Annotated in this window: 20 protein-coding genes; 2 read left to right on the top strand and 18 right to left on the bottom strand. The window is 60.2% G+C overall.

Going from position 1 to position 26113, the window contains the following annotated elements; genetic code table 11:
- Positions 1 to 259: 259 nt before the first annotated feature.
- From KVT38_RS14045 to KVT38_RS14025, 5 genes are all read right to left on the bottom strand, one after another.
- Complete coding sequence (locus KVT38_RS14045; protein WP_217594356.1) at positions 260 to 2086, bottom strand: cache domain-containing sensor histidine kinase; 1827 nt, start codon at positions 2084 to 2086, stop codon at positions 260 to 262.
- On the bottom strand, positions 2083 to 3702 hold the full coding sequence (locus KVT38_RS14040; protein WP_217594355.1) for a response regulator transcription factor: 1620 nt from the start codon (positions 3700 to 3702) through the stop codon (positions 2083 to 2085). The genes KVT38_RS14045 and KVT38_RS14040 overlap by 4 nt, the downstream gene beginning before the upstream one ends.
- Before the next feature lie 239 nt (positions 3703 to 3941).
- Positions 3942 to 5840: a DUF2961 domain-containing protein gene (locus KVT38_RS14035; protein WP_217594354.1), complete on the bottom strand. Its 1899-nt coding sequence runs from the start codon at positions 5838 to 5840 to the stop codon at positions 3942 to 3944.
- Between the two features lie 214 nt (positions 5841 to 6054).
- Positions 6055 to 6714 carry a GNAT family N-acetyltransferase gene (locus KVT38_RS14030; protein ID WP_217594353.1) on the bottom strand — a complete coding sequence of 220 codons (660 nt, stop codon included), beginning with the start codon at positions 6712 to 6714 and terminating at the stop codon, positions 6055 to 6057.
- A gap of 16 nt (positions 6715 to 6730) precedes the next feature.
- Positions 6731 to 7591: a carbon-nitrogen hydrolase family protein gene (locus tag KVT38_RS14025; protein ID WP_217594352.1), complete on the bottom strand. Its 861-nt coding sequence runs from the start codon at positions 7589 to 7591 to the stop codon at positions 6731 to 6733.
- A gap of 239 nt (positions 7592 to 7830) precedes the next feature.
- Here KVT38_RS14025 and KVT38_RS14020 point away from each other — a divergent pair, with 239 nt between their 5' ends.
- Positions 7831 to 8325, top strand: a complete 495-nt coding sequence (locus KVT38_RS14020; RefSeq protein WP_217594403.1) for a C40 family peptidase — start codon at positions 7831 to 7833, stop codon at positions 8323 to 8325.
- 107 nt (positions 8326 to 8432) lie between these two features.
- Here KVT38_RS14020 and KVT38_RS14015 read toward each other — a convergent pair whose 3' ends face one another.
- The 13 genes from KVT38_RS14015 to metH all read right to left on the bottom strand — a co-directional run bounded on the left by KVT38_RS14015 (position 8433) and on the right by metH (position 25367).
- Positions 8433 to 9782 (bottom strand): sensor histidine kinase, encoded by a 1350-nt coding sequence (locus tag KVT38_RS14015; RefSeq protein WP_217594351.1) that lies wholly within the window; start codon positions 9780 to 9782, stop codon positions 8433 to 8435.
- Positions 9779 to 10474, bottom strand: a complete 696-nt coding sequence (locus tag KVT38_RS14010; protein WP_217594350.1) for a response regulator transcription factor — start codon at positions 10472 to 10474, stop codon at positions 9779 to 9781. The genes KVT38_RS14015 and KVT38_RS14010 overlap by 4 nt, the downstream gene beginning before the upstream one ends.
- 176 nt (positions 10475 to 10650) lie before the next feature.
- Complete coding sequence (locus KVT38_RS14005) at positions 10651 to 12264, bottom strand: serine/threonine-protein kinase (RefSeq protein ID WP_217594349.1); 1614 nt, start codon at positions 12262 to 12264, stop codon at positions 10651 to 10653.
- Positions 12265 to 12458: 194 nt separating this feature from the next.
- Positions 12459 to 13478 (bottom strand): 23S rRNA (cytidine(2498)-2'-O)-methyltransferase RlmM, encoded by a 1020-nt coding sequence (locus KVT38_RS14000; RefSeq protein ID WP_217594348.1) that lies wholly within the window; start codon positions 13476 to 13478, stop codon positions 12459 to 12461.
- A 1-nt stretch (position 13479) separates the two neighbouring features.
- Positions 13480 to 14253 carry an ABC transporter ATP-binding protein gene (locus KVT38_RS13995; protein WP_217594347.1) on the bottom strand — a complete coding sequence of 258 codons (774 nt, stop codon included), beginning with the start codon at positions 14251 to 14253 and terminating at the stop codon, positions 13480 to 13482.
- Complete coding sequence (locus tag KVT38_RS13990; RefSeq protein ID WP_217594346.1) at positions 14250 to 14582, bottom strand: thioredoxin family protein; 333 nt, start codon at positions 14580 to 14582, stop codon at positions 14250 to 14252. The genes KVT38_RS13995 and KVT38_RS13990 overlap by 4 nt, the downstream gene beginning before the upstream one ends.
- Positions 14579 to 14938 carry a cyclic-phosphate processing receiver domain-containing protein gene (locus KVT38_RS13985; RefSeq protein WP_217594345.1) on the bottom strand — a complete coding sequence of 120 codons (360 nt, stop codon included), beginning with the start codon at positions 14936 to 14938 and terminating at the stop codon, positions 14579 to 14581. The genes KVT38_RS13990 and KVT38_RS13985 overlap by 4 nt, the downstream gene beginning before the upstream one ends.
- 1 nt (position 14939) lies before the next feature.
- Positions 14940 to 15782, bottom strand: coding sequence for a deoxyribonuclease IV (locus tag KVT38_RS13980; protein WP_217594344.1), 843 nt, complete (start codon positions 15780 to 15782; stop codon positions 14940 to 14942).
- Position 15783: 1 nt separating this feature from the next.
- On the bottom strand, positions 15784 to 16602 hold the full coding sequence (locus KVT38_RS13975) for an Fpg/Nei family DNA glycosylase (protein WP_217594343.1): 819 nt from the start codon (positions 16600 to 16602) through the stop codon (positions 15784 to 15786).
- A 93-nt stretch (positions 16603 to 16695) separates the two neighbouring features.
- A complete protein-coding gene (locus KVT38_RS13970; RefSeq protein ID WP_217594342.1) occupies positions 16696 to 17556 on the bottom strand; it encodes an HAD-IIA family hydrolase in 861 nt (286 codons plus the stop codon).
- Between the two features lie 132 nt (positions 17557 to 17688).
- Positions 17689 to 19161, bottom strand: a complete 1473-nt coding sequence (locus KVT38_RS13965) for a ribonuclease H-like domain-containing protein (protein WP_217594341.1) — start codon at positions 19159 to 19161, stop codon at positions 17689 to 17691.
- 109 nt (positions 19162 to 19270) lie between these two features.
- Positions 19271 to 21520 carry a DEAD/DEAH box helicase gene (locus KVT38_RS13960; protein WP_217594340.1) on the bottom strand — a complete coding sequence of 750 codons (2250 nt, stop codon included), beginning with the start codon at positions 21518 to 21520 and terminating at the stop codon, positions 19271 to 19273.
- Positions 21521 to 21917: 397 nt separating this feature from the next.
- Positions 21918 to 25367 (bottom strand): methionine synthase, encoded by a 3450-nt coding sequence (gene metH, locus KVT38_RS13955; protein WP_217594339.1) that lies wholly within the window; start codon positions 25365 to 25367, stop codon positions 21918 to 21920.
- Positions 25368 to 25544: 177 nt separating this feature from the next.
- Between metH and KVT38_RS13950 the strand changes: the two genes are divergently transcribed.
- A complete protein-coding gene (locus KVT38_RS13950) occupies positions 25545 to 26084 on the top strand; it encodes a cupin domain-containing protein (RefSeq protein WP_217594338.1) in 540 nt (179 codons plus the stop codon).
- Positions 26085 to 26113 lie beyond the last annotated feature (29 nt).

Here is a 26113-nt window from a genome sequence, read left to right as displayed (position 1 = left end):
GTGTAGGGTCGGTAACCGCTTTCAATTCGTGTCGCCCGATCACCTCCGCCGCTCGATGCAAACTCGCGGGCGCCGGTCGGCTTCCCGTCCTTCCTAACATAAGCGCTCCTGAACCTTGTTCGAATGAACGATCTCGCGATCTCCTTGAAAAATCATCCAGCGCTGCGAACACGCCGGTTGAACGATTTCAAACGGCGTTCAAGTCGCCTCCTCCGCACGTCAAAGCCCCCGTCGCAGGACGGGGGCCTCTTTTCTTCGTTTATTGCTGTTCTGAGTCGCGCTTGTCCGCTTGCAGCGACGGCATGCGGACGACGACCTCCGCGCCCTTGTCGCGCGGAACGAACCGCAGGCCGTATTGATCGCCGAAGTAAAGGCGGATCCGCTTGTTCACGTTCCGCAGTCCGATGCCGCTGCCGCCGCCCGCCGATTCGTACGCTTCGCCCGTTTCGAACCTGCGGTTGAGTTCCTCGAGCAGATCCGGCGGGACGCCGGTGCCCGAATCGCTGACGACGATCCGCAGCTCGCCGTCGTCCGACTTGGCGTGAATCGATATAAAAATTTCCTGCTCCTCCTCGCGCTGCCCGGACGCGATCGAATTTTCGACGAGCGGCTGCAGGATGAAGCGGGGCACGAGGCACGAGGCGGTCGACTCGTCGACGTCGATGTCGAACAGGACGCTGTCGTTGAACCGCATGTTGATGATGCCGATATAATGCGTCAAGTACGCCAGCTCGTCCCGCAGCTCGCACATCGGATCCTTGCTCGAGAACACGGGCCTCAGCAGATTGCCCAGCGCCACGATGCTGCGCTCGATATCGTCGGTCTTCTTCATGTTCGCCATCCAGCGCACCATGTTCAGCGTGTTATACAGAAAATGCGGGTTGATCTGGTATTGCAGCGATTCGATCTCCGTCTCCCGCTTCTGCTCCTGCATGCTGTTGTTTTTGTCGATGAGCTCCACGATGCTGAGCGACATCTCGTTGAATCGGCGGATGACCGTTCCGAGCTCGTTGTCCGGCACGCGGTCGAAGGTGACGCCGAGCTCACCCCGGCTCATGTCCTTCATTTTGCCGGAGAGCACCTGCAGCGGATTCATGATCTTGCGCAGCCACAAGTAGGAGAGCGCGAACATGATCAGCAGGCTGACGATAAAAAAGAGGGCGACGACGCGCTGCATCTTGTAGATCTGGTCCGTGTACAGCTTGAGCGGGACCTCCTTGATGATGTACCAGTCGGCGTCCTGCAGCTTGTAATAGACCGTCTGCACGCGTCCGTTTTTTTCGTTGCGGCTGCCGTAAGCCGGCGCGTCTTCTTGCTGCGGCACGAACGGGCTGACCGTTCCGATTTTTTCCTTGCTGCTGCTCGAGACGATGACGCCGTCCTTGTCCACGATATACATTTCCCCGTCTTCGGGCTTCAGATCGGAAGCATAGACGGAAGCCAGATACCGCTCGTCGATGTTGAAGATGAGCGTGCCGCTCGTCCTCGGTTCGTAGATGCTGCGCACGCCGCGCAGCATGCTGACGAGCGTCGCGTCGTTCGGCCCGGTTTTGTAAGGATTGTAATACGATTCCTTCACGTTGCCCTGCACGATGAGCTTGGGAAAATCGCGCTGGGATCTCAGATAGGCGTCCGATTCGAAAAAAAGCCGCACCCACTCCTCCTCCGTCTGCACAAGCGTTTGCACCGCGTTGCCGCCGACGACGCCCTGCCGCTCCGCGGTCAAGTAAATGGAGTGAATGTACGTGTAGTTAAAAATAAACGTCTCGATCCGATTTTGCAGCAGGTTCTGGTAGTTCACAAAATCGACGTTCGCCTTGTCCGAAATCGTCTGGAGCAAATATTGAATCTGCTCGTCGACCCAGAACAGATTGGATAGCCGGTCCACTTCGCTGATGACGCCGTGTACGTTGTGATCGACCTGCTGGAACTGCTGCAGCAACAGCCGTTCGTTTTGCGCCCGAATCTGGCCCAGCATAAACGAATAAACGTAGTACGTACCGGCGGAAAGCACGACGATGCTGATGAGCATGTACGACAGCACGAGCTGCGAACGCAGGCTGCGAAAGGCGTGCGGCAGCTTCATTCTGCGGCCGCCTGGCCGTTCGTCCGCTGCCTGCGGTATTCGTTCGGGTTTAAGCCCGTCACTTTTTTAAATACCTTGCTGAAGTACGTATACTCCGGCGAAAACCCGACTTCGACCGCGATATCGTACGACTTCATCTGCGTCGCAGCCATCAGTTCCTTCGCCCTCTCAATCCGGTACCGATTCAAGTAATCGATAAACGTAATCTGCAGCTCCTTTTTGAACAGAAAGCTCAAATAACTGAAGCTGAGGTTCACATGGTCGGCGACGGCCTGCAGGCTGATGTTTTCCTTGTAATGCTGCTTGATATATTGAATGGCTTTCGTAATATCGCTGCTCATATGAAGCCGGTTGCGCGTCTCCTCGACGATCTCCGCGAAATAAACCGATATGCAGTCGAGCATCTCGATCAGCGTATCGGCCTCCTCGAGCTGTCCGGTTACGTTCATGAGCAGCGTTTTTTCGTTTTGCCCGTCGTCGTACAGGCTCGTGCCCACCCACTGGAGGAAGTGGAAAAGCTGCGCCTCGATCGCCTTCCGGTCCTCGGTCAAGGAAGCTTCGATCGACTGGAGATACGCCTCGTATTCCTTTTGCTTGATCGGCGACAGCAATGCGCGCAGCGGCGCGGCTTCGCGCAGGCGTGCGATGCGGGTGCGGGCGCCGGACAAATCCGGCGGCTGGCCGAGGCGGTGAAGCTGCCCGGTATCGGTCAAAAATTTGTATTTGAGCGCCTTGCCCGCATCGGCATACAGCGCCGGCAGGTTTTTGTAGCCGCTTCGGATGCCGCTCACGCCAAAGGAAGCCGACGCCCCGAAGTACGTCGAGATCGCCTCCTGGATGCGGCCGAGCATCGCATGGGTCTCCTGCAGGATCGACTGCTCGGAAGGCACGTCCTCGAACGACAGCACGATCAGGTAATGCTTGTCGTCGATGCAGAACGCTTCGCCGCGTCCCGCGGCCGACGCGATCTCCCCGAGCACGTTGAGCAGCGTGATCTTGATCAGATGCCCGTGCTCGTCCTTGAACTTCTCCTGGATTCGCGCGAAGCGGTCGAGCTCCATCTTGCAGGCGACCAGCCGGACCGGCTGGAGGCGCAGCCCGTGCCGGACGACGAACCGCTCGAATTCTTCGGCGCTGAATATGTTGTAGAACAGAAAATCCTTAAGCATCTTTTCCTTCACGAGGTCCAGGTCGGACGGATGCGGCTTGCTGTCGGCAGGCTGGCCGCGCGCGCCCTGCTCGTCCAGGCTGCCGCGCACGTCCTCGAGGACGCCGCCGATCTCCGCCTCGGTCATCGTGAGCTTCAATATATAATGCGAGACGCCAAGCGACATGGCCCGGCGCGCCAGATCGAACTCTTCGAGACAGGAGAGCACGACGATCCGCGTCTCCTTGTCGGCCTCGCGGATCCGCCCGATCAGCTCCATGCCGTCCATTCGCGGCATCCGGATATCGGTAATGACGATATCGGGCCTCTCCTTGACATAATAATCCCAAGCCGCCTGGCCGTCGGGCAGGTCGGCCGCGACCTCCATGCCGTATTTGCTCCAATCGACGGAGCTCCTCAGTCCGACGCGGACGAGCATCTCGTCCTCGACGATCATCACCTTGTACATCGCGGCATCCTCCGTTCGAACGGCTGTCCTTCTTACGACCTCGACTATAACCGATCCGCGTCTCCCGAACAAGCGGGCGGGAAGCGTTGCGCGGCGTGCGGCAAGGACGTTCGGTCGCTATCATCATAAGCCGAAGGAAGCTTCCGGAGGTTGAACGATTTTACGATTTGCTTGATTTACGCGGCAAACGGCAAACAGGCCCGCGCGATGCGCGGGCCGACACGGACGTTACCGTTCCGTTATACGAGCGAATAGATCCAGTAATAAAATTCGTTCCAGGCTCTGTTTTCGCCTTCTTGCTCGAAGACGAGCCGGACCGTAATGTCGGTCTTGCCTGCCGTGTACTTGGCCGGAATCTCGAATTCGTCCTCCAGCCAGCGCTTGTAAGGGTTGCGGTCCGCGAAATACCAGCTGCGCGCTTCGACGCGTTCGCCGTCGACGTACACGTGCGCCCGCTGACGACCCGTGACCTGGTCGGATCTGCGCCGCAGCCGGACGCCCGCGTTGCGCGGATCGATTGCGACCGTGAATTCGCTCCAGCCCTCGGTTTCCCTGCCCATGTCCTTCAGCAGCCGCTGCGTGCCGTCCTCGTATCCGCTCTCGACCGTGTAGCTGCCCCGTCCTCCGGCAGACGCGTAGCCGTGCGCTTCCTCGGAGCCGCGGTCGCCGATGTCGAGCCAGTCGGTAATCCGCATGCCGGGCGCATCGACGCCATAGTAGAACAAGATGCCCGAATGCCGCAAATACTGGTTGTTGTAATCTCCCGACTCGATGCCGAAGACGAGCCCCTCGCGGAACGGGTAGCAGTCGCCTGCGCACAGCCGCACCATCGACCACGGATTGTCCGGCAGTCCGTCATACCCGCTCGACGGATTCGTCTGCGGCGGCGTCGGGAAGCCCCAGCCGTAGCAGACATAGCTCTCCGAGCCGTCGCTCTCAATCTGCGGCGTGGCGATGCCGTCGATGTACACGCGAACGTCGCCTTCGCAGCTGACGATACCGGGCTTGCGGGCAAACGCCGTGACTTGTGCGGCCACCATATGCCCTCTCCCTTCGATCCGCCCGATGACGGCGTCCTCGCCAAGCGTCGCCTCGGATCGGCGGTACGACGACGAACGGAAATATCCCGTGCGGTCTTCCGGGTAACGCGCAAGCGTGGCTTTGTCCGTCGCGCAGCGGATCTCCCATCTGGGGACGCGGACCGTTTTTTCGCTTTTGTTGACGAGCTCGACCAGCGCGCCACGCCAGTACGGCATCGAGAAATAGTTGTACGAGATCCCGTCCGCGCGCGTGCCGTGAGATAGTACGCCGATCGCGTTAAAGCCGAGCTCGTTGCCGAAGAAGGCGCCGAGCGGACTTTCCACGTCCGGCTTGTCGTGCCTGTCCCATGTCGCGCGGATCCAAAGATCGTTTGCACCGATCCCCGCCGTCTCCGCCAGCATCGAGACGAGACAGCCGGCCCCCTGCGCCTCGAAAACGACGGTCGAGCCGCCGGGCGGTATCGAGAGCTCGCGCCGAACGGTTGCGTCCGACGGGATGTCGGGCTTCGGATCTTCGCCGACGCGCGACCACAGCTCGAGGACGCGCTCGTAAGATTCGTTTCCGGTAAACGTCGCAAGCTCTTCGTCGGCCTCTGCGTACGAATGGTAAACGACATGTCCCCATCCGCCGTCGCCTTTGTTTGCGCCCTTAAGCCTGATATCCGTCGTGATTTTGCACGACCTTGCGTACGGCATCGGCACGAAGCTGCGTACGACGCGGATCGGGCCGCGCCCGCCTTCCTCCGGTCCGAGATAGGCGTCCGCAAGCGGCTGGACGAACGGCGCCTTGGTGCCAAATTCGGAATGCTTCAGCTCGAATCGCGGCGCCGATTCGCCGTCAAAGTAAAAACGAAATGTCGGCTCGGGGCTGTCCGGATACCTATGCTGCACGAAGTTGTAAATACAGCCCGGCCCGTCGACGTCAAAAATGACGTATTCGTCGCGGTCCTTGTACAGCAGCCAGTCCCAATCCGCGTTGAAGCCTTGCTTGTCGATGCTGCCTTCGTAGCGCACCTGTACGCCGTCGCGCAGCAGGGGCAGCAGGTCGAAGCGCTCCAGGCTGGCAAGTCCCTTCGGCGGCTTAAATGCGTCGTTCATGTATCGTTAACCTCCGCGTCCATTCATAGTGAGCCCGCGGCTTCGCGGCCGCGGTGCTTTCACCTATCTTAGCTTCTTTCGCGCGCGGACGGCTTGAAGGATTTCCGGATTTTGTTGCTCTCTTTGCGCAACTCCTGCCAGGAAGCGACAAAAACGCCTTCTACCGGGAAGGCGTTCCGGGAAGGCGTTTTAGATTCGATGCGAACGCCGATCCCTAGGCGAGAAACGGATTGCGCCACTCCATAAGTGCCGCGTTGCCGCAGGATTCCTCGTCTTCGAGGTAGCCGCGGGCGACACCGACCGGGATGCGTCCGCAGCGGATCAGAAAGGAAACGACCGGGTCGCGAAGCCGTCCAGCCGCCACTTCCGTCAGGTACTGCTCGGGCGTCAAACGGTCGGCTTGCTTGTGATAACCGGGCATCCGTCCGCCGCTCAGCAGCCGGCGGCAGCCGAGATGAACGGCCGTCTCGTGCATCGACTGAATGAGCCATATGCCGAGACCGAGCGAACGGTACGCCGGCCTGACGCACAGATCGACGACATAAAGCGTGTCTCCATCCGGCTCGTGGTTGCGAATGTAACCGTCATCCGTCACCTCGGCCCAGCTGTGCCCGTCGCCGTCCGCGAGCGTGCGCCTGAGCGCCGTCATGGAGCCGGCGATCTTGCCGTCTGCGACGACGCAAAGCGCGCCCTCGGGGAAGCGCGTCACATGTTCGTGGAGCTGAGCTTCGTTCCACCACAATTCGGACGGGTAAGGCGGCGGGAAGCTCTCTGCCTGCACCTCGATCAGCGCCTTGAAGTCATCCCGCGTATAGCGCCGAATCTCCGCCTCCGTCGTGCGGCTCCCGTCCGACACGATTATGCGTTTGCGCATGTCGATGCTCCCCTTCCTACTGCCAATCCGTGTACAGATCGATCCTGCGGTCCCGCCACGTCGTAACGGAGCCCGCTTCGCGGACGTCGTCCAGCAGCGACAGGTCGAGATCCGCCGTGATCAGCATATCGGCGTTCATATCCCCTTCGCTTAGAATGCCGCCCGGCGGAAACGGAATATCGTTCGGTGCGAGGATGGCGGCTTGCCCGTAATTCGCGCGCATAAAGTCGACGCGGGTAAGCGAACCGACCGTACCCGTCGTCACGACGTAAATTTGATTTTCAACCGTTCTCGCATGGCAGCAGTACCGTACCCGGTGAAAGCCGTGCCGGTCGTCCGTGCAGGACGGGCAAAAAATGACGTTCGCGCCCTTGGCGCGCACCATTCGCACGATTTCCGGAAATTCGATATCGTAGCACGTGAGCAAGCCGACCTTGCCGAACGGCGTGTCGATCACCTCGACGCCTTCGCCGGGCTGCACGCTCCAGGATTCGACCTCCGTCGGCGTAATGTGAAGCTTGTCCTGCGTATGCCAGCTGCCGTCCGGCTTGAACAGGAACGCCGTGTTGCGAAGTCCTTCGCCCCGCCTCGTCACATGGGTGCCCGCGAACAAATACATGCCGTACTGCTGCGCAAGACCGGAGAACAGGCTCGTATACATTTCCGTGTAATCCGGCAGCGCGTCGATCGGACGCCCCGCGCCGCCAGCCTCTTCGCCTATGCCGAGCAGCGGCGTCGTAATAAATTCGGGGAACAGCACGAACTGCGAGCCGTATTCGGCCGCGTTGCGGACATAGTGCTTCACCTGGGCGCTCCATTCCTCCGCGCTGCTCACGTCCTTCAGCGCGAACTGAACGGCGGAAACTCTCATTTTCATCTGTTTATTCCTCGCTTTCTTGCTACTCATTATAGTTGGCGCGCGGCCGCTCGCAAACTGGGTTGCACATATGAGAGAATTCTCATTTCTTTCTAAGAAATCGACAGGAGCCGCTTGATTATGCGGCTCTTGTTCTTTTTGGAAAATTGTAGGCTGTTTGGCATCTGTTATAGTTGGGTTAAGTAAATAGGCCCTAGCGAGCCGCACCAATCGGACGGAGGATCACACACTACATGAGCATGAACATACACAGCCGAATGATCCGCAAATTCGCCAGTCTCGGACTTTGCGCCGCCATCGCCGTTTCCGGTACGATGTTCGTTTCCGCCCCCAAAGCTTCCGCGGCCGCGCCCGCGACCGCCAAAGCCGACAAGATCATCACGCTCGGCAAAAAATATTTGGGCGTCAAATATCGCCTTGGCGCGCCTTCCGGCTCGACTAAAGTTTTCGACTGCTCCAGCTTTACCCAATATATTTTCGGCAAATACGGCGTCAAGCTCCCGCGCGTATCCAGCGCGCAAGCGACCAAGGGCAAGACGGTCGCCAAAGGCCAGCTCAAAAAGGGCGACCTCGTCTTCTTCAAATCGAGCAACAGCTCCAAAATCGGACATGTCGCCGTCTATATCGGCAACAACAAAATTCTTCACACGTACGGCAAGCCGGGCGTCACGGTCACCAGCCTGAGCGCCTCCTATTGGAAGAGCCATTACAAGACCGCTAAGCGCGTACTGTAGCAGCATATGTCCCGCGCTTCAATCAAATAGCCTTCGTCTCCGCCGGCAGCGGCGCGACGAAGGCTTTTTCGCGCGATTCGGTCCGTCGCCGCGGCTGACACAAGCCTTCATTTATACGGCAGCGCGATCGCGATCGTCGTGCCGCTGCCGGGCTTGCTGAATACTTCGACCGTCCCGCCGTGCAGATCGATGATCCGCTTGGCGAGGGACAGTCCCAGGCCGCTGCCGCCGGTCGCTCGATGCCTCGCTTCATCCACGCGGTAAAACCGTTCGAACAAATAGGGAATCTCATTTTCCGATATGCCGATGCCGTAGTCGGTCACTTCGATGCGAACCGTATTTTTCTCCGACCTGATGCGCACGTCGATCGGCTCTTTGCTGTACTTAATCGCGTTGTCCAGGAAGATCAGGATCATCTGTCGGATCTTGTCCTTGTCCCCGACCATCTGCACCGTGCCGGAGCCCGCATGCACCCGCACATGACGAAGGAACGTCGCCCTCAGCACGCCCGACAGATCATTCACGATGGAGACGATGTCGAATCGGCTCTTGCTCAGCCAATCGTCCTGCTCCGCCTCCGCCAGCGTCAGCATGGAGAGCGTCAGCTTCTTGAGGCGTTCCGTCTCGCGCGCGATCGCCTCGATCGCCTCGTCGCGCACGGTGACGTCGTCGCGCCCCCAGCGCTTGAGCATGTCCGCATAGCTGCCGATAACGGTGAGCGGCGTCTTCAACTCGTGCGAGGCGTCGGCGACGAACTGCTTCTGCCGCTCGATCGTCCGGTCGAGCCGGTCGATCATCTGGTTGAACGCGCGAATCAGCTGCTGAAGCTCGACCGATTCCTCGCGGCCCATTTTCACCCGCTGAAGCTTGCCGCTCCGGTCGATCTCGCGCATCGTCTGGACCATCTGCCCGATCGGCCCCGTCAGCCTGGACGTGAACCAGTAGGTGCCGAGGATGGCGAAAATGATCGCGCCGACGCTCGTCACGCTGAGCGCGCCAAGCAAAATTTGCAAATAGCCGTCGAGCGCGGTCAAATACCGCGCGCTGTCGATCTGGCCGATGAGGCGGTGGTTGTCGTAGATCGGAACGGACCAGGTGAGCACCCGATGTCCGTCCACCTTGATCGTGTCCGAGTGCGACACCGTCCGCACCTCCTTGGGCAGAGCAAGGAGCTGCTTGTCCACGCCGACCGAGTTCACGACGCGCGAATCCGGCGTAACGATGCGCATCATCTCGTTGACATTATACATATCCTTCAGCAGCGCGGCGTCGTCGATGCCCGCCATCTCGTTTTTGCGGAGCGTCTCCATCACGAGGTCGGCCTTGCTGGACAGCAGCTGCAGTTCGCCGCGCGTCGTCACCTTGATGACGAAGTAATACACGAAAACATTGTAAAGGATCAAAATAAAAATCAACCAAAATACGGTAAAAAGCGTGAAGCGAAGCCTCAGCGTCATACTTCAGGCTCCTTGAGCATGTAGCCTACGCCGCGGACGGTGTGAAGCAGCTTATGCCGGTACCCTTTGTCCATCTTCTGGCGCAAATAACGAATGTATACGTCGACGACGTTCGTATCGCCGATATATTCGTAGCCCCATACATCGGACAAAATCTCGTCGCGCGTCTTCTCCGTCCCCTTGTGCCGCGCCAAATACAGCAGCAGCTCGAACTCGCGGGGCGTCAGGTCGATGCCGTGATCCTTGCGGAACACCTTGCGCGTGATGAGCTCGATCGTCAGGTCGCCGATCTTGAGCGCGTCCTCGCTCTCGCCCTCGCGCGACGCCTTGAAGATCCGCAGCAGGTTCCGCACGCGCGCGAGCAGCTCTTCCATGGCGAAGGGCTTGGTCACGTAGTCGTTGGCGCCGTGCTCGAAGCCGCTGACCTTGTCCGGGACCGTATCTCTGGCTGTCAGCAAAATGACGGGCACCGCGTTGTCGTTCTGTCTGAATCTGCGCAGCACCTCGACGCCGTTCAGCCCGGGGAGCATGACGTCGAGCAGGAGCAGGTCCCATTCGCCGCTCAGCGCCATCTCGAGACCCGTGCGGCCGTCGGCTGCGCGGCCGACCTCGTAGCCTTCATGCTTCAGCTCAAGCTCGAGGATGCGCGCGATGCCGTCCTCGTCCTCTATAATCAATATACGTTCGCTCATGATCGTCCACCTCTGTCTGTATGTACTGTAATGTCTCGCGAAAATCGTCTGAATCCGCTGACATCTATTGTACCATGACGACTTGGCGAGATCGAATGGATGAACCATACAATCCTGAGAGACGCTGGTCCCGGCAAGGACGATAAACAACAGATACAACGGCGTCGGCGGACGCTTCACCGGCGCAGATGCGCGCAAAAGGCGTCCGCATCGGCCGCCGCGCGCTTCGGCAGCGCGACAGTGCCGCCCCGCCACAGCCAGGATGCGGCGTCCGCCGGCGGCAAGTGCGGCACCGCAAGCTTCGGCGGCTCCGGGAACAGGCGCAGCCACTCGCCGCGTCCGTAAAAATCGACGTCCCGGTTCGCGATCCAGCCCGTGTCCGCGCCGGCGCGCGCCGCGGCCGCGAGCAGCTCCATGCAGCCCCGCTGCCTGCGCTCCGTCCACTTGACCGGCAGCGGATCGGCCACCGCGTATACGGCGCCGGCGTGCGCTGCGAGCCAGTCCGACACCCGGGCATTCTGCCAGGCGCCGGATACGTCGAGCAGAACGAGCGGCGCGCCGATCCCGTCCAGCCAAGCGGCGAAGCCCGGCCCCGGACCGCCTTCGGGCGGCGCGTCCGGATGGAGCGGATAATAGTCGGCATGGCCTTCCCGCCAAATCGGGGATACGGCGCCGACACCCGATGGATCCGCGAACACCGCGCGGCCCGGCATACGCCGCTCGCCGTCCAGCCAGCGGTACAGCTCGGGCTCGCCCCCGGGGCACTCCGTCAGCGCATGCGCGGCGCCGAGTCGATTCAGACGGGACGACAGCAGCCGCGCCGCGAAGGTCGCCCCTGCGCCCGGGTAGGCGGACAATAGCGCGACGATTCGAGTCCCGCTGTTGCGCCGGCCGGCTATAGCGCCGAGTCTCGCTTGCCCGCGCATCGCAGGCGGCGTCGGGTTCGGCTCGCCGAGCTCGTTCGCTTCCGCGAAGCCCGCGTACTGCTGCCAGTCGCGGACGACGTCAGCGGCACTGGCCGGTCTGTCTTCGGGGCGTTCGGCAAGCAGTCGCTCCACAGACGCGGCGAACCCCGGCGGGATGCCGCGCTGCCAGGCCGGTCTGCCGACGGAGCTGGTGCGGCTGAAGAAGCCGCCATCCGTCAGCAGGTAATAGGCCAGGGCGCCGAGCCCGTACAGATCGGTCCTGGCGTCGCTTTGCTCGCCGCGCAGCTGCTCAGGCGCGGCGAAGGCCGGCGTGCCGAGCATAAGCGTGTCCTTCGCCACGCCCGGCTTGAACTCTCTCGCGATGCCGAAGTCGATCAGAATCGCGTCGTCCCTGCCATCGATCATAACGTTGGTCGGCTTCAGGTCGCGGAAGACGACCTGCGGTCGCTGCGCGTGCAAATACTGGAGCGTCCGCGCAAGCTGGAGCAAATACCGAAACGACTTGGCGAACGGCAGCCGCATCCCGTGCCTCCGCATTCGCTCGGAGAGCGTCTCGCCCTCGACATAGGTCATGACGATGAGTGCAAGCCCTTGCTCGTCCGGCGGCTCGTAATCGACAATCTCGGGCAGACCGGGATGACGCAATGAGCTGAGCAGTCTCGCCTCGTCGATAAACCGTTCTGCGCCGTCATACGTCCGCGTCAGCTTGAGCGCGAGCAGCCGTCCGCCCAGCTTCAAGTCTTCGGCCAGGTAGACGCGCGCCATCCCGCCCCGGCCCAGCCCGCCGGCAATCCTGTAACGGTTCGCTATGAGCTGACCCAGCTCGAATGAAGGCAGCGGATGCCGCCCATGCGTTTCCTTCATGCTCCGATCCTCCCTTCGCAGCTGCGAAAAAGCGATTTAAATAAAAAACCGCGCCAAAACCGCTTCCCGAAGGGAGTCGGCTCGGCGCGGGATGCTTTCCCGTACGTTTGTCGATCGTATTGCTCCGATTATAGCATGGCGCGTTCGCCGATGGAAGACTGTTCTCCTATAGTCCAAGCATCGCTTTTTAACGGCTACTTGCGCATCCAGACCGTCGCTTCGTCCCGATTGTGGAACAGCTGCTTGACCTTGCGGATATCGAACGCCTCTTCGTAAGAACCGAGCAGATCCACGATCGTCTGCATCGGCTTTTTGTACATCAGCTTGAGCGTGACGATGACGGATGCGCCCGCCGACAGCGCCGGCGCCAACTGCTTCACGATTCGGGCCGTATGATGCGGATCCCAGCTCATGTCGCAGACGAGCAGGTCAAACGTTCCCGGCGCAAAGGACAGATCGGCTGCGTTCTGACGCAGATGACGCAGTCTCGGATGCCCGGCCAGCGACTCGTCCATCTCCGCGGGATCGACCGCGGTCACGCGAAGTCCGCGCTCCAGCAGCACGGATGTCCAGCCGCCCGGCGCCGCGCCGAGATCGAGCGCGTTCGTGAACCGCTCGAACGGCAGGCCGAACGTCTGCTCCGCTTCGAGCAGCTTGAAGGCGGCGCGGGAGATGAGCCCCTCCTCGCGGCGGAACCGAACGGCGCCGCCCGGCCAATCGGACAAATTGTCCGCGGGGGCCGACATGCCAAGATAAAGGGTGCGCTTCGACGCATATACCGACACGATCCACTTGGCGTCTCGAGATACGGTCTCGGCTCCCGACTCCAGCAAAGCCGGCACCATCAGGTCGCGCGCTTCGGCGGACGAAAACGGGAATGGGCTGTCCTGGGACTTGCGCACCTGAACCGCAACTTTGGCACCACTCACTTCATCGGCCAGCGAACCCGCGAAGCGAACGAGCGCCGAAGCGACCTCCTCGGCCTGCGACGGAATGTCGAGCTCCTCCCGCACCGGGAACAGATGGCGCAAAAAGATCGGCTCGTCCTTGCGGAGCTGGCGAACGAGCTCGCGATCGTCCGCGCCGTCGACGACAAGTTTGAACGTCTCGCCCGGCGCAAGGCCCGACAGCGAGACGCCAGGCTGGCGCCTGCGTAGCTCCTCCATCGCAAAGGGCGCGAATCCGGGGTTGCTCGTTCCGATGAATGCCGTCACGCTACCCCTCCTTTTCAACCGTAATCCAAGGTCTGTCCTGGGACCAGCGCACGTTGACCGGCACCTCGTAGGCGTCGCGCAGCAGCTCGGCCGTCAGCACTTCGCGTTTCGGACCGGCCGCGATGATCCTGCCCTCGGCCATGAGCGCCACATGGGTGAACAACGGCACGATCTCTTCGATATGATGCGTCACGTACAAGATGCCGTCGACGCGCTTCGATAGCGAACCGAGCGAATCCAAAAACTTTTCCCGTTCGAAAAGGTCGAGTCCGGCGCAGGGCTCGTCCATGATCAATAGCTGCGGGTCGGCCATCATCGTACGCGCCAGCAGCGCCTTTTTGCGTTCGCCTTGGGACAGCGTCCCGAACGGCTGCTCCGCGCGCGCGGCGAGTCCGACGCGATCGAGCTCGGCCAGCGCCTTCGCCTTGACCTCGTCGGCAATTTCTTCGTAAATGCGCAAGTAGGCGTTGATACCGCCGACGACGATCTCCCAGACCGGGTCGCGTGGGACGAGCTTTTCGATCAGCGACGGGCCGATGTTGCCGATTTTTTTGCGCACCTCGCGCACGTCCACGCGACCGAACCGGTTGCCGAGAACGTCAACCGTGCCGCTCGTCGGGAACAAATAACCCGTGATCATTTCCAAAAGCGTCGATTTGCCGCAGCCGTTGCGGCCGAGAAGCACCCAGCGTTCCCCCGCCTTGACGTTCAGATCGACGCCGCGCAGAATGTCCCGTTCTTCGCGGCGCCATACGATATTTTTAAGCTCGATCATATTCGTTTTTCCTCTCCCTTAAACAATTCGGCGAGCCGCGCCCTGACCTCCACGACCGATCCGAATCGGTATATCTTATTCCATGAGCCGTCCCTCTCCCGCAGCAGCAGGCAGGGCACGCTCTCGATCCGAAACGCCTCTGCGAGCCCAGGCATCAGGTTAATGTTGGCCGATGCGATCCGAACGTCCGCCAGCGACGCCTCCGCAACCTCCAGCATGCGTCTGGCGAGCGCGCATGTGCCGCATAGCGGCGTGTAGACAAAAAGCGCGAGCGCGCCTTCGGACGCGTCGATCTCCTGCCGCCAGGCTCTCGCTTCCCATTCGGTCACGGCGATTCGTCCTTCCCCTTGGCATTGGCGGACGCGGCCGCTTCCAGCACCGCCGGGGGCATCGGCCCGTCATGCACGATCAAGCCGGCGATGCCGGCATCGCGCAAGCCTTTGACCATCTGGGCGCGGCCCATCATGCTGGACGAATGTACGTAAACCTCCCGCGGATGCGTGCCGGCGGCGATCAGACCGGCGACGACGGCGAATCCGCTGGGCTGGCCGTAGCCGAGCTCGTAATCGAGTGAAAGGATGCCAACCTCGTATTCGCGAAGGAGCAGCAGACATTCCTCGGCCGTGCGTGCCGCCACGAATCCGGCGGGGCAGGGGCGCACGTCGTCCAAATAAACGTTAATCACGTTAATCGTCCTCCTCGCTCATCAGCTTGCGGACGCGGGCGATCTGTTGTTCGTGCGTACCGTCCGCCTCCGGCGGCGTCTCCATGACGATGGGTACCCGCCGGATCTCCGGCGATGCGAGCAGCTCACGGAAGTTATCGTCGCCGATATAGCCTTCTCCGATGGGCGCATGACGGTCCTTGCGCGAGCCCGACGGATAGCGCGAATCGTTCAAATGAACGGCGGCGAGATGGTCCCAAAACCTAAGCTTCGCGGCGCGCTTCCGAAAATCGGCCCAATTCGCGCCGTTCCATTCGCCGCTGGCGAACAAATGGCAAGTATCGAGGCAAAAGCCGATTTTGTCCGGATAGGCGGACAAAGAGCGAATTTGGACCATTTCCTCCGGCGTCTTGCCGGCGTCGCCATGGTTGCCGGCCTGATTCTCGAGTAGCAGCTTCGCCTTGCCCTCCCAACGAGCCAGCGTCCGGTCGAGCCAGGCGATCATGTCGCGGTAGCCCTGCAGCGGATCGTCGCCGCGGATGACGCCGAAGTGAACGACCGTGCCGATAGAGCCGCAGGCCTCCGCGATCGCAAGATCGCCGAGCACGCATCGCTCCATCTGGGCGGCCGAGTCGCCGGTCGCCGCGGGATTGATCGCATAGGCGGAGTGACCGAGCGATACGATCTTTTCTTCCTTGCAATACGCCGCGCAGCGGGATGCGTCCGCCTCGTCGACGGGCTTGGAAAACAGCGTGCGCGGATTGGACGGAAAGTATTGGAAGGCGTCGCCGCCCATGCGTCTCGCCGCGCGCGCAGCTTCGTACAAGCCGCGCCGCGTACTGACATGGCTGCCTACGGCCGGCATGTTAGGCTTCCTTCTGGCACGCCGGACAGTAGAACATTTTGCGTCCCGCCAGCGTTTCCAGCACGATCTCGTCGCCCGTGCGGGGACAGGGCTCGCCGCCGCGGTCGTAAATCTGGAGCTTGTCCAAAAATCCGCCCGTCGTCTCGTCCGTCTCCGTCAACGGATGCTCCATATAGCCGCCGCCGGCTGCCGCCTGCATGAGCACCTTGCGCATGGACGCATACAGCGCGGCGATCTGCTCTTCGGTCAGCGCCGAAATTTGCGAAGCCGGATGGATCATGGCGTCGAAGCAAATCTCGTCCGAGTAGCAGTTGCCGATGCCGGCCAGAAACTTCTGGTCGGTCAAGACGGGCTTGAGCCGTCCCCTTCGCTTTTTGAGCCGGGCGGCGAAAGCCGCTTCGGTCAGGCGCGGGTCCATCGGATCCGGCCCCAGGTCGTGCAGCCGCTCCAGCACGGCCTTCGCGCTGAGCCGGTGGAGGAAACCGAGCCGCAAGCCCGCGAAAAACAGCCGGTTGCCGTCGTCCAGCGTCAGGATGACTTGATAATGGTCGTCGCTCTTCGGCCCTTCCTCACCGTAGAACATCCAGCCGCCGAGCATTAAATGCAGCAGCAGCCGACTGCCGTCGTCCAGATGAAAGAGCAGGTGCTTGCCGCGCCGCTCGACGAACAAGATTCGTTTGGCCCTCAATGCGTCTATAAACGCCTCGGGTGGTTCGTTGATCGTCTTTTCTCGGTTTACGACGACCTCCCTGATCAGCTTCCCGCATACGAGCGGAGACAGCAATCTTCGGTAGGTGTCCATTTCCGGCCATTCCGGCATGATCGTTCATCCCTTCTCCGGCCATCCCGCTGATGGCCGCTATCGTGTATCGTCGTTCGGATTCGAATCGAAACTTATGTAACGAAACGCCCGTCAGCCGTTCCCGGACCTGGCGACGAGCTCGCCCACTTCCGCCGGCCCGGCGCACACCGCATCCGGCATCGCACCCGCGCGTTCGCAGCGCTCGCGCCAATCGTCCGGACCGCATATGCCGGTTAGGACAAGCACCGTCGGGCAGCCTGCCGCAAGACCCGCTGCGAGATCGGTATGCGGATTGTCGCCGACGACCCACGCCTCCGCAGCTTCGACGCCGGCCAAGTCCAGCGCGTACCGCATCATGATGCCGGACGGCTTGCCGATGACGACCGGCGCGACGTCGCTCGCCGTCTCCAGCAGGGCCGCCACGCTCCCCGCGCCAGGCAGGAAGCCGTCGCCGACGGGCAGCCGGCGATCCGGATTGGTCAACAGGTAGTCGGCGCCTGACAACAAATAACCTAGCGCTGCGGTCAACTGTCCGTAGTTCAGGCCACGATCCAGCCCTTGCACGACGAGGTTCACCTTCGCCCCGGCGGCGAGTTCAGCCTCGTCCGGCATCGCGATTCCTGCCTCGGCGAGCGCGCTGCGAAGTCCGTGCTCGCCGATGACAAACGCTGTCGCGTCCGGGTGACGCTGCTTGGCGTAATACGCGGCGGCCGCGGCGGACGTAATGACGCGTTCAGCCATGGCCGGGATGCCGAAGCCGCGAAGATGCGCCGCCACCTGCTCCGGCGTGCGCGTCGAATTGTTCGTTAAATACCAGCAGGCGATGCCCGCTCCTTCAAGCGCCTCGACAAGTTCCGAAGCGCCATCGATCGGCGTCTCTCCTCGATACAGCGTGCCGTCGAGGTCGAGCAGCACTGCCTTCGGCCGCTCGGCGAAGCGTTGTTCGCGAAGCGGCGCGATTGGTTGCAACATGAATATGGGCTCCTTCGACGCTGTCTTGCGCTTGCATATTGCTGCCAGCTTTTATATGAATCACAATACCCTTTTGCGGCGTACTCTGCAACCATGCGGGCATCAAAAGAAGCGACGGGCCGCGCGGAAATGTCATCCGAGCCGGGCTGTCGCTTCGAGCTTCCGGCGCAGCCGCGCCATTCGGTGCCTGATCGCGTCGAGCTCGGCGCGCGCGCGATCGCTCTGGCGAAGCGTCGTCCGGCGCTGCAACAGCTCGAGCGCTCGCGATGCGTAGTCCAGCGCGACGGCCGGCTCCCTGCGGCGATGCTCGTAATGCATCGACAGCTCGATATGCGCTTCGGCGGAAGGCAGCAAGCGCGATTCGGCGAGGCTCGCTGCCCGCTCCCACAGCGCCGCCGCCTCGTCGTGCCGACCGAGCCGCTTGAGGCGCGCGGCGGCCGGCAGCAGCCAGCGGCCGCCTGGTGTGCCCTCCGCGCACAACGCCGCGAACAGCCGCTCCGCGTGCCGCTCGCCCCCGTGTTCGGCGAGCCAAGCCGCCGTCCGGAACAGTTCCTCCGGCTCTTCCGGCAGCGCCCAATCGGCGCCAAGCCTGCCTTCGAGCACGCCGCCGAAATGAACGGTCAGGCTGGCCAGCGTCAAAATATCCCGCTCGTTGTGGATATAGACGCCCCGGAGATGGGAGGCGTCCCCGTCGCTCAAATATTTCATGTACAGCTCCGGCGCGAGCGAGCCGGGCACATCCTCCCCGCGCACGATGCCGAGCCGGTCTTCCTCGATCCGGCTCAGGCGGCATGAAGGCAGCGTGTTTTTCCATAAGGCGCGGGAAGGATGCAAAAAATCGAGATGGCCGGGCTCGACGCCGCTCGGCCGCCAGCCGTTCAGCACGAAGCGGCTCGTCAGCACCGGCCAGTCGAACGACCTGCCGTTGTAGGTGACCAGATGCGTGACGCCGGCGAACTTGCCGAGCAGATACGCCAGCATCGCCCGTTCCTCGCCCGGATGCCGGATGAGCAGCTGCTCCACCGTAAACGTCCCGGAGGCGGCGTCCGCATAACCGAAACCGATCATAAACGGCAAATTGCCCGTGCCGACGCCGAGTCCCGTCGTCTCGGTGTCGAGGAACAGCAGCCGCTGCGCTTCGATGTCCGTCGATTCGGACGCTTCTTCCGCCGTTCGGGAGCCCCGCTTCCGGTTTTGCCGCGCCGCGACCGGCTTCAGCCTGCCGGCGCAGGACATCAGCTCGGACAATACGTAGTGTCCGTGCCGGTGCTCGAGCGGATAAACCGCGCGGCGGCGCAAAAAGCTGCCCAACTCGCCGGCGACCTCCTCGACGTCCAGCGCGGAGAGCGCCGGATGGAGCCCGCTTGTCGGCCCGCCTTCGTCTCCAAATCCGATGCCGCCGACGCCCCCGCTGCAGGCGGACGCCTTATCCCCCGTCTTAACGCCTACGCCGGCGTTGTCCGCTCCCATACCTGCCGACGCCGTCCGGGCACCCTCCGCAGCCGCCTCGTCGGCGGCCGAACTTCCGGTCCCTGCCTCCGCCGTCGCCTTGGACGCGGCCGCCTGGGCCCGCAGCCGGTCCAATCGGTCGCGAAGGGTGCTCATCCTGCCGCACCTGCCGTTCTTTGCAGCAGCCCGAGCGCCGGGGCCTTGCCGAGCAAGACCAGGGCAGACTGCATGTCGTTCGCGCTGCGGGCCCCCGCGGCCTCTTCAACTATATAAGATTGAGCAGTTGGACACTTTGCTGCTTCCCGTTTATACCTGTAATCTCCATTCCAATACATGCAGGGCATCCATCCTTACATGGGCATTTTCGTATCAGATTTTTGGCCGCGTCTCTTACTTCGTCGAAGCGTTTATAAACGTCTTCGGCCAATCCAATACCGCCCGGATAGTGGTCGTAAATAAAAATTGTAGGCAGCCCTGTCTGGGCTGCTTTTATTTGTGGAGCAACATGGATATCGCTGCGGTCACACATGACCATGACCGGCACGATATGTTGTAAGACGTTTGCAATTCCCAAAAGAAGCTGCTCTAGCGTTTTCGCTCCAATTTCGTTATCTACGGCTTTTAACTCTAACCATGTCGCGCTTGTATGCAGTTCTTCTTCCGGTAAATGGATCGGCCCCGATCCAATGTTTTCGAACGTAGTCAATTTGATTTTTTTGAAAATCGTCGGGATTATATTTACTGCGACGTCTCCATAATTTACAGCAGCCTTCTCCCTTTCCGAGGTTCGGTCAATCTCCAGCACTTTTAAGTTGACCGCCAGATTCGCATCTGTGTAGTATTCTACATCGACCTCGCGGACGTAAGCCTTCTTGTGTTCCCAGTCTAATTTTTCGACCTGGAACTGCACCCCTTCATGGAGATATATCGCCTCATCGTGGAGCAGGGTCATAGCGCTGAATCGATCCATTTCCCCTATGATCTTAACAGCCGCTATGTTCGATTGGTCTACGATTACGACATTTTCCTGGGAGGCAGACCGAAGGCTGACTTCGCTTGCTGGGAATGATTGTGCGGACCAGTAAAACGTGTCTTGATTCCGGTGCAGTACACGTTCTTCCTGTAGGTATTCCAATATGTCTGTAACGTCTAATGTACCGAATTCTTCGGTCGTTTTAAAAGGCAGTTCGTAAGCTGCGCAACGCACATGGTCGATGAGGATGATTAGATTATCCGGGTTTATTCTTGCTTGCTCCGGCGATCGGTCAAAAAAGTATTCCGGATTTTGTACGATATATTGGTCAATCGGCGTCGAGCTGGCGACCATTATAATCAAAGCTTCCCCGTGGCGTCTTCCGGCGCGACCTGCCTGCTGCCAGGTACTAGCAATACTGCCGGGGTATCCAGTCATGACGCATACCTGAAGCTGCCCAATGTCGACGCCGAGCTCCAGCGCGTTCGTGCTTACTACGCCTAATATCTCGCCTTCTCTTAGGCCTCTTTCAATTTCACGGCGTTGCTTCGGCAGGTATCCGCCCCGGTATCCTCGTATGGACTTCGAGCCAATTTCATTTTTAACCAATTCCTGAATATGACTTAATATAATTTCGACCCTTACCCTGCTACGCGCAAACACGATTGTTTGAATCTTGTTTCGAAGAAACTCTTTTGCGAGGTTGTTTACCTCAACGGTCGCGCTTTTTCGAATATTTAAAGGCGCGTTTACGATTGGCGGATTGTAGAAGACAAAATGCTTGCGGCCTCGTGGCGCGCCATTATCGTCGATAAGACGCATCGGGCTTCCCGTGAGCTGTTCGGCCAATTCTTTCGGGTTCGCTATTGTCGCGGACGTGCAGATAAAAGTCGGGTTGCTTCCGTAGAATTTACATATGCGCTTAAGCCTCCGAATTACGTTTGCAACGTGGCTGCCGAACACGCCTCGATAAGTATGCAATTCGTCGATTACGATAAACTTCAAATTTTCGAACAAGCTAACCCATTTAGTATGATGCGGCAATATTGCAGAATGCAGCATGTCGGGGTTCGTAATTACGATATGTCCAGCAAGCCGGACAATTTGCCGGATCGTCGGCGAGGTATCCCCGTCGTATGTGTAGCTTTTTATATCGATGCCCATTTCATCTATAATTTCGGTCAGTTCGCTTTTTTGGTCCTGCGCGAGCGCCTTTGTCGGGAACAAGTATAGCGCCCGGCTGGTATCATCCGCAGCTATGGCCTGGAGTACCGGCAAATTGTAGCACAGGGTTTTTCCCGAAGCCGTAGGAGTTACTGCTACGATATTCTGCTTATCCGTAACAGTTCGAAAAGCAGTTTCCTGGTGCGTGTAAAGCTCAGATATTCCTCGCTTATTTAAAGCCTGGCGAATTCGAGGGTCAACGCTTTCTGGAATAGGGCGCGTCTTTGCCTCTTGCGGCGGCATTTCGTACCAATTTGCAATATTTTCGTTTTTTCGCAGGTCTTCGATCAGTTCAAGTAAAGACTTCTTCTTATTCATACCGTTCACTCCCTTCAACAAGTTTAGCGAATATCCGTTCGCTTTACTAGCGGGGGTAAAAAAATAACCCGCGTTCGCGAGGTTATTAATGATCGGCGATGCGTAAATAACTTGTCCGCTCTCGCGCGATGGGAAATGACGACAGCGATAAAAAAAGCGTTCATTTGTTTGAATTGTCGCGCAATTGCAATAACAGTGTCGAATGAAAGCACTAACCGCTGAGACCGGTCGAAAAACAAGCGATCTGACGGGCGATTGGCGTTACTCGGTGTCGCATCCTGCGCTTTCCGGGGAAATGATCATCTTCATTTCCCTTCTTTGCGGGCGCGGCAAAAAGCCGCCCGGTCGCTTGCGCGAAAGGACGGCCTTCTGTGTAGCCTGTATCTTTAGTAATTCCTCACGCCTTGTCTACGTTAAAATACCTGGCGTCCGGATGCGCGAACACCATTGCGGACACCGACGCTTCCGGCTCCATCATGAAGCCTTCCGTCAGCTGAACGCCAATGTCCTCCGGCTTCATCAGCTCGAACAGCGGTCCCTGGTCTTCAAGATCCGGACAAGCCGGATAGCCGAACGACACGCGGATGCCCTGGTACCTGGCGCCGAACCGCTGCTTCATCGTCATGTCGGCCGGGTCCGGGAAGCCCCAGTTGTCGCGCATGATCTGGTGCACCCGCTCCGCCATGCCTTCCGCCACCTCGAGCGCGGTCGCGAGCAGCGCATGCGAGCGCAGGTAGTCGCCGCTCTCCTTCCACTTCTCCGCCTGCTCGCGCGTACCGTTGCCCGCCGTCACGACGAGGAAGCCTACCGTATCCATGACGCCGCTGTCCACGGGCTTCAGAAAGTCCGCCAGGCACAGGAACGGCTCCACCGCCTGCCGCGGAAACGTGAACTTCTTAATCACGGTCTTGCGGTCGGCCGGATCGTAAATCAAAATGTCGTTGCCGTCTCCCTGCGCCGGGAAAAAGCGGTACATCGCCTGCGGCTTCAGCCAGCCGTTCGTCTGCGCGTCGGCCATAATGCCGTCGATCGTCTCCTTCAGCTGCGTCGTGCGCTCGTCCCCTGCCTTGAGCAGCTCCTCTACGTTGCCTTTAAGACCGAGATGGTGACCCATCAGCATCTGCAGGTTCACGTAAGGCAGCACATGCGCGAGCGGATAATCGCGCAGCACGTGGCGATCGTAGTCCGGCGGCGCGAAAACGGGCGCGTCCGGCGACACGCTGGCGCTGCGGGCGCGCGTCGGCGCTGGCATCGCAGGCTTTTCCTCCTCACGCTCGAGCGTAGCGAGCGCAGTACGGTGCTCCTGCTCGATCGCGGCGCGCTGCGCAGGATCACTCAGCTTGTTGGCGATGTCGAGACCGTCCATCGCGTCCTTGGCGTACAGCACGACGCCGTCGTATTCGGGCGCGATCCGCGTCTTCGTGAACTTGCGCGTGAGCGCGGCGCCGCCGACGAGAATCGGGGCGTCGATGCCGGCGCTCTTCAAGTCCTGCGCGGTCAGCACCATCTGCTGCGCGCTCTTGACGAGCAGGCCCGACAGTCCGATGGCGTCCGGCTTCTCCTCGCGGTAGGCGGCGATCAGCTGATCCGGCGGCACCTTGATGCCAAGGTTCACGATCTTGTAGCCGTTGTTCGAGAGAATGATCTCGACGAGGTTTTTGCCGATATCGTGGACGTCGCCCTTGACCGTCGCGAGCATGATCTTGCCCTTTACGGCGGAATCGGCTTTTTCCATGTGCGGCTCCAGATGCGCCACCGACGCCTTCATGACCTCCGCGCTCTGCAGCACCTCGGCGACGATCAGCTCGTTGTTGTTGAACAGGCGGCCGACCTCGGACATGCCCGCCATAAGCGGACCGTTGATGATGTCGAGCGGCGCGTACTTCGTCAGCGCTTCGTCGAGATCGGCGTGCAGGCCTTCCTTGCTGCCTTCGACGACATAGCCGGCGAGACGCTCCTCAAGCGGCAAGTTTTCGGCCTTGACCTTTTTCTCCACCTTCTTGTCCCGGAAAGCGGCGACGAATTCGGCAAGCGTCTCGTCGTTCGTGTTGTAGAGCAGCTCCTCGGCGAGACGGCGTTCATGCTCGGGGATGGACGCGTAGCGCTCGAGCTTTTCCGTGTTGACGATCGCGTAGTCGAGCCCGGCCTTCGTGCACTCGTAAAGAAACACGGAGTTCAGCACCTCGCGGCCCGCTTCGGGAAGACCGAACGAGATGTTACTGACGCCGAGGATCGTCTGGCACTTCGGCAGACGTTCCTTGATGAGCCGGATGCCTTCGATCGTCTCCTTGGCGGAGCCGATATACTGCTCGTCGCCGGTCCCGACGGGAAAAACGAGCGCGTCGAAAATGAGATCCTCGGCCTGCAAACCGTACTTGTTCACCAGCAGGTCGTGTGAACGGACCGCCACCTCGAGCTTGTCTTCCCGGGTGATCGCCTGTCCGCGCTCGTCGATGGTGCCGACGACGACGGCCGCGCCGTATTTGTGCAGAATCGGCACGACCTTTTCGAATTTCTCCTCGCCGTCCTCAAGATTAATGGAGTTAATTAATGTCTTTCCCTGGATATACTTCAGCGACATGTCGATGACGGCCGGATCGGTCGTGTCTACCATGAGCGGCGCCTTGACCTTTTTCGTGACGAAATCGAGAAATTTCTTCATGTCCTCCGTCTCGTCGCGATCGGGATCCTGGAGGCAGACGTCGATGACATGGGCGCCGCTCTTGACCTGGGCGCGCGCGATCTCGGACGCCTCCTCGTACTTGCCCTCCGCGATGAGCCGCTTAAACTTGCGGGAGCCGAGCACGTTCGTGCGTTCGCCTACCATATAAGGCCGGTTTTCGCTCTCGATATATACCGTCTCGATGCCGGATACCGCAGGCGGATGCTCGCCTTCCTGTACACGCGGCGCGACGTCGGCCATCGCTTCCGCGATCGCCTTGATATGAGCCGGCGTCGTGCCGCAGCAGCCGCCCGCAATGTTGATCCAGCCCTGCTCGGCAAAGGCGCGCAGCTTGCGCGCGAGCGATTCTGGCGATTCGTGATAATGTCCGTTCTCGTCCGGCAAACCGGCATTCGGATAGCAGCTCACCCCGGACTTCGCGATCGCGGACAGCGTACGGATATGATCCCGCATGAACTCGGGACCGGTCGCGCAGTTCAGTCCGAACGATACCGGGTTCAAGTGCTCCAGCGATACGTAAAACGATTCGATGTTCTGGCCGGCCAGCGTCGTGCCCATCGGCTCGATCGTGCCGCTGATCATGATCGGCAGCGTCCGTCCCATCCGCTCGAAAGCCGCCCGGACGCCGATGCTCGCCGCTTTGACGTTAAGCGTATCCTGACACGTCTCGATCAGAATGGCGTCCACGCCGCCTTCCATAAGCGCGACGACCTGCTCGCGGTAATCCTCGACAAGCTGATCGAACGTCACGCCGCCCGTCACCGACAGCGTCTTGGTCGTCGGACCCAGCGCGCCGGCCGCATAACGCGGCTTGTCCGGCGTCGAGTATTTATCGCAGGCTTCACGGGCGAGCCTCGCCGCGGCCAGATTGATCTCCCGCGCCTTTTCGGGAATGTCGTACTCCGCCAGCACGACGGACGTCGAGCCGAACGTATTCGTCTCGATGATGTCGGATCCCGCCGCGAGATACTGCTCGTGAATGCCGCGAATGACGTCGGGACGGGTCAGCACTAGCATTTCGTTGCAGCCCTCGAGCTCCTCGCCTCCGAAATCTTCCGCCGTCAGGTTCGCCTGCTGGATCATCGTGCCCATCGCGCCGTCGAGAATAAGAATCCGCTTCTTCAGCTGCTCTTGCAAAGGGGCTTTCGTATCGGTTAAAGTCATATTTAGACGTATCATCCTTTTCCGGGTAACTTCATGGGTAAAATCATTAACCTCTATAGTAGCAGAATGTTTTATTCACGAAAAGATCAGGTTGGATATGTCGACAAAAGGCGTGGCAGCGATTATAATTTAATCAACAAATACTTAAATTCATAGTGGGAAAGAAGGAATAAGAACATGGCAAAAGTTCGCGTCCGCAATACGAACGAACTGATCGAAGGCGAAGACAACGTCAGGTCCTTTCTCGACAAGCAAGGCGTGCTTTACGAGCACTGGAATCCATCCAAGCTGCCCGAGCGCCTGCAAGAGAACTTCGACCTGAGCGCCGAGGACAAAGCCGAGATTCTGTCGACCTTCGACGCCGAGATTCGCGATCTGGCCGGCCGCCGCGGCTACAAGACCTGGGACATCGTCGTCTTGTCCGAATCCACGCCGAACATCGAAGAGCTGCTGAAGAAGTTCGAGCAGATCCATACGCATACCGAAGACGAAGTCCGGGCGATCACGGCGGGCGAAGGCATTTTCATCATCCGCGGCGACGAAGCGACCGGATACTTCGACGTCATCCTGAGCGCTGGCGACGTCATCTCCGTACCGGAAGGCAGCGTTCACTTCTTCACGCTCACCGAGTCCAAGAAGGTCGTCGCCGTCCGCCTGTTCATCGAGACCGAAGGCTGGATCGCGCATCCTTACGAGGACCCTGCGTTCGTCAAGTAATTCGTTTCTATCGTAATAAAAAAGCGCCG

The organism is Cohnella sp. GbtcB17 (genome assembly GCF_019091135.1).
Lineage (GTDB): Bacteria > Bacillota > Bacilli > Paenibacillales > Paenibacillaceae > Cohnella.
Note: the sequence above shows the minus strand (reverse complement) of the source record. Positions and strands in the feature narration are given on the sequence as shown.

What these genes read in the sequence shown, in the direction of transcription:
- KVT38_RS14015 (WP_217594351.1), bottom strand. Translation starts at nt 9,782, where the DNA reads ATGACGCTGAGGCTTCGCTTCACGCTTTTTACCGTATTTTGGTTGATT.
- KVT38_RS14025 (WP_217594352.1), bottom strand. Translation starts at nt 7,591, where the DNA reads ATGAAAATGAGAGTTTCCGCCGTTCAGTTCGCGCTGAAGGACGTGAGC.
- KVT38_RS14010 (WP_217594350.1), bottom strand. Translation starts at nt 10,474, where the DNA reads ATGAGCGAACGTATATTGATTATAGAGGACGAGGACGGCATCGCGCGC.
- KVT38_RS13950 (WP_217594338.1), top strand. Translation starts at nt 25,545, where the DNA reads ATGGCAAAAGTTCGCGTCCGCAATACGAACGAACTGATCGAAGGCGAA.
- metH (WP_217594339.1), bottom strand. Translation starts at nt 25,367, where the DNA reads ATGACTTTAACCGATACGAAAGCCCCTTTGCAAGAGCAGCTGAAGAAG.
- KVT38_RS14040 (WP_217594355.1), bottom strand. Translation starts at nt 3,702, where the DNA reads ATGTACAAGGTGATGATCGTCGAGGACGAGATGCTCGTCCGCGTCGGA.
- KVT38_RS14035 (WP_217594354.1), bottom strand. Translation starts at nt 5,840, where the DNA reads ATGAACGACGCATTTAAGCCGCCGAAGGGACTTGCCAGCCTGGAGCGC.
- KVT38_RS14020 (WP_217594403.1), top strand. Translation starts at nt 7,831, where the DNA reads ATGAACATACACAGCCGAATGATCCGCAAATTCGCCAGTCTCGGACTT.
- KVT38_RS13965 (WP_217594341.1), bottom strand. Translation starts at nt 19,161, where the DNA reads ATGAGCACCCTTCGCGACCGATTGGACCGGCTGCGGGCCCAGGCGGCC.
- KVT38_RS13960 (WP_217594340.1), bottom strand. Translation starts at nt 21,520, where the DNA reads ATGAATAAGAAGAAGTCTTTACTTGAACTGATCGAAGACCTGCGAAAA.
- KVT38_RS13995 (WP_217594347.1), bottom strand. Translation starts at nt 14,253, where the DNA reads ATGATCGAGCTTAAAAATATCGTATGGCGCCGCGAAGAACGGGACATT.
- KVT38_RS13970 (WP_217594342.1), bottom strand. Translation starts at nt 17,556, where the DNA reads ATGTTGCAACCAATCGCGCCGCTTCGCGAACAACGCTTCGCCGAGCGG.
- KVT38_RS13975 (WP_217594343.1), bottom strand. Translation starts at nt 16,602, where the DNA reads ATGCCGGAATGGCCGGAAATGGACACCTACCGAAGATTGCTGTCTCCG.
- KVT38_RS14030 (WP_217594353.1), bottom strand. Translation starts at nt 6,714, where the DNA reads ATGCGCAAACGCATAATCGTGTCGGACGGGAGCCGCACGACGGAGGCG.
- KVT38_RS13980 (WP_217594344.1), bottom strand. Translation starts at nt 15,782, where the DNA reads ATGCCGGCCGTAGGCAGCCATGTCAGTACGCGGCGCGGCTTGTACGAA.
- KVT38_RS14005 (WP_217594349.1), bottom strand. Translation starts at nt 12,264, where the DNA reads ATGAAGGAAACGCATGGGCGGCATCCGCTGCCTTCATTCGAGCTGGGT.
- KVT38_RS14045 (WP_217594356.1), bottom strand. Translation starts at nt 2,086, where the DNA reads ATGAAGCTGCCGCACGCCTTTCGCAGCCTGCGTTCGCAGCTCGTGCTG.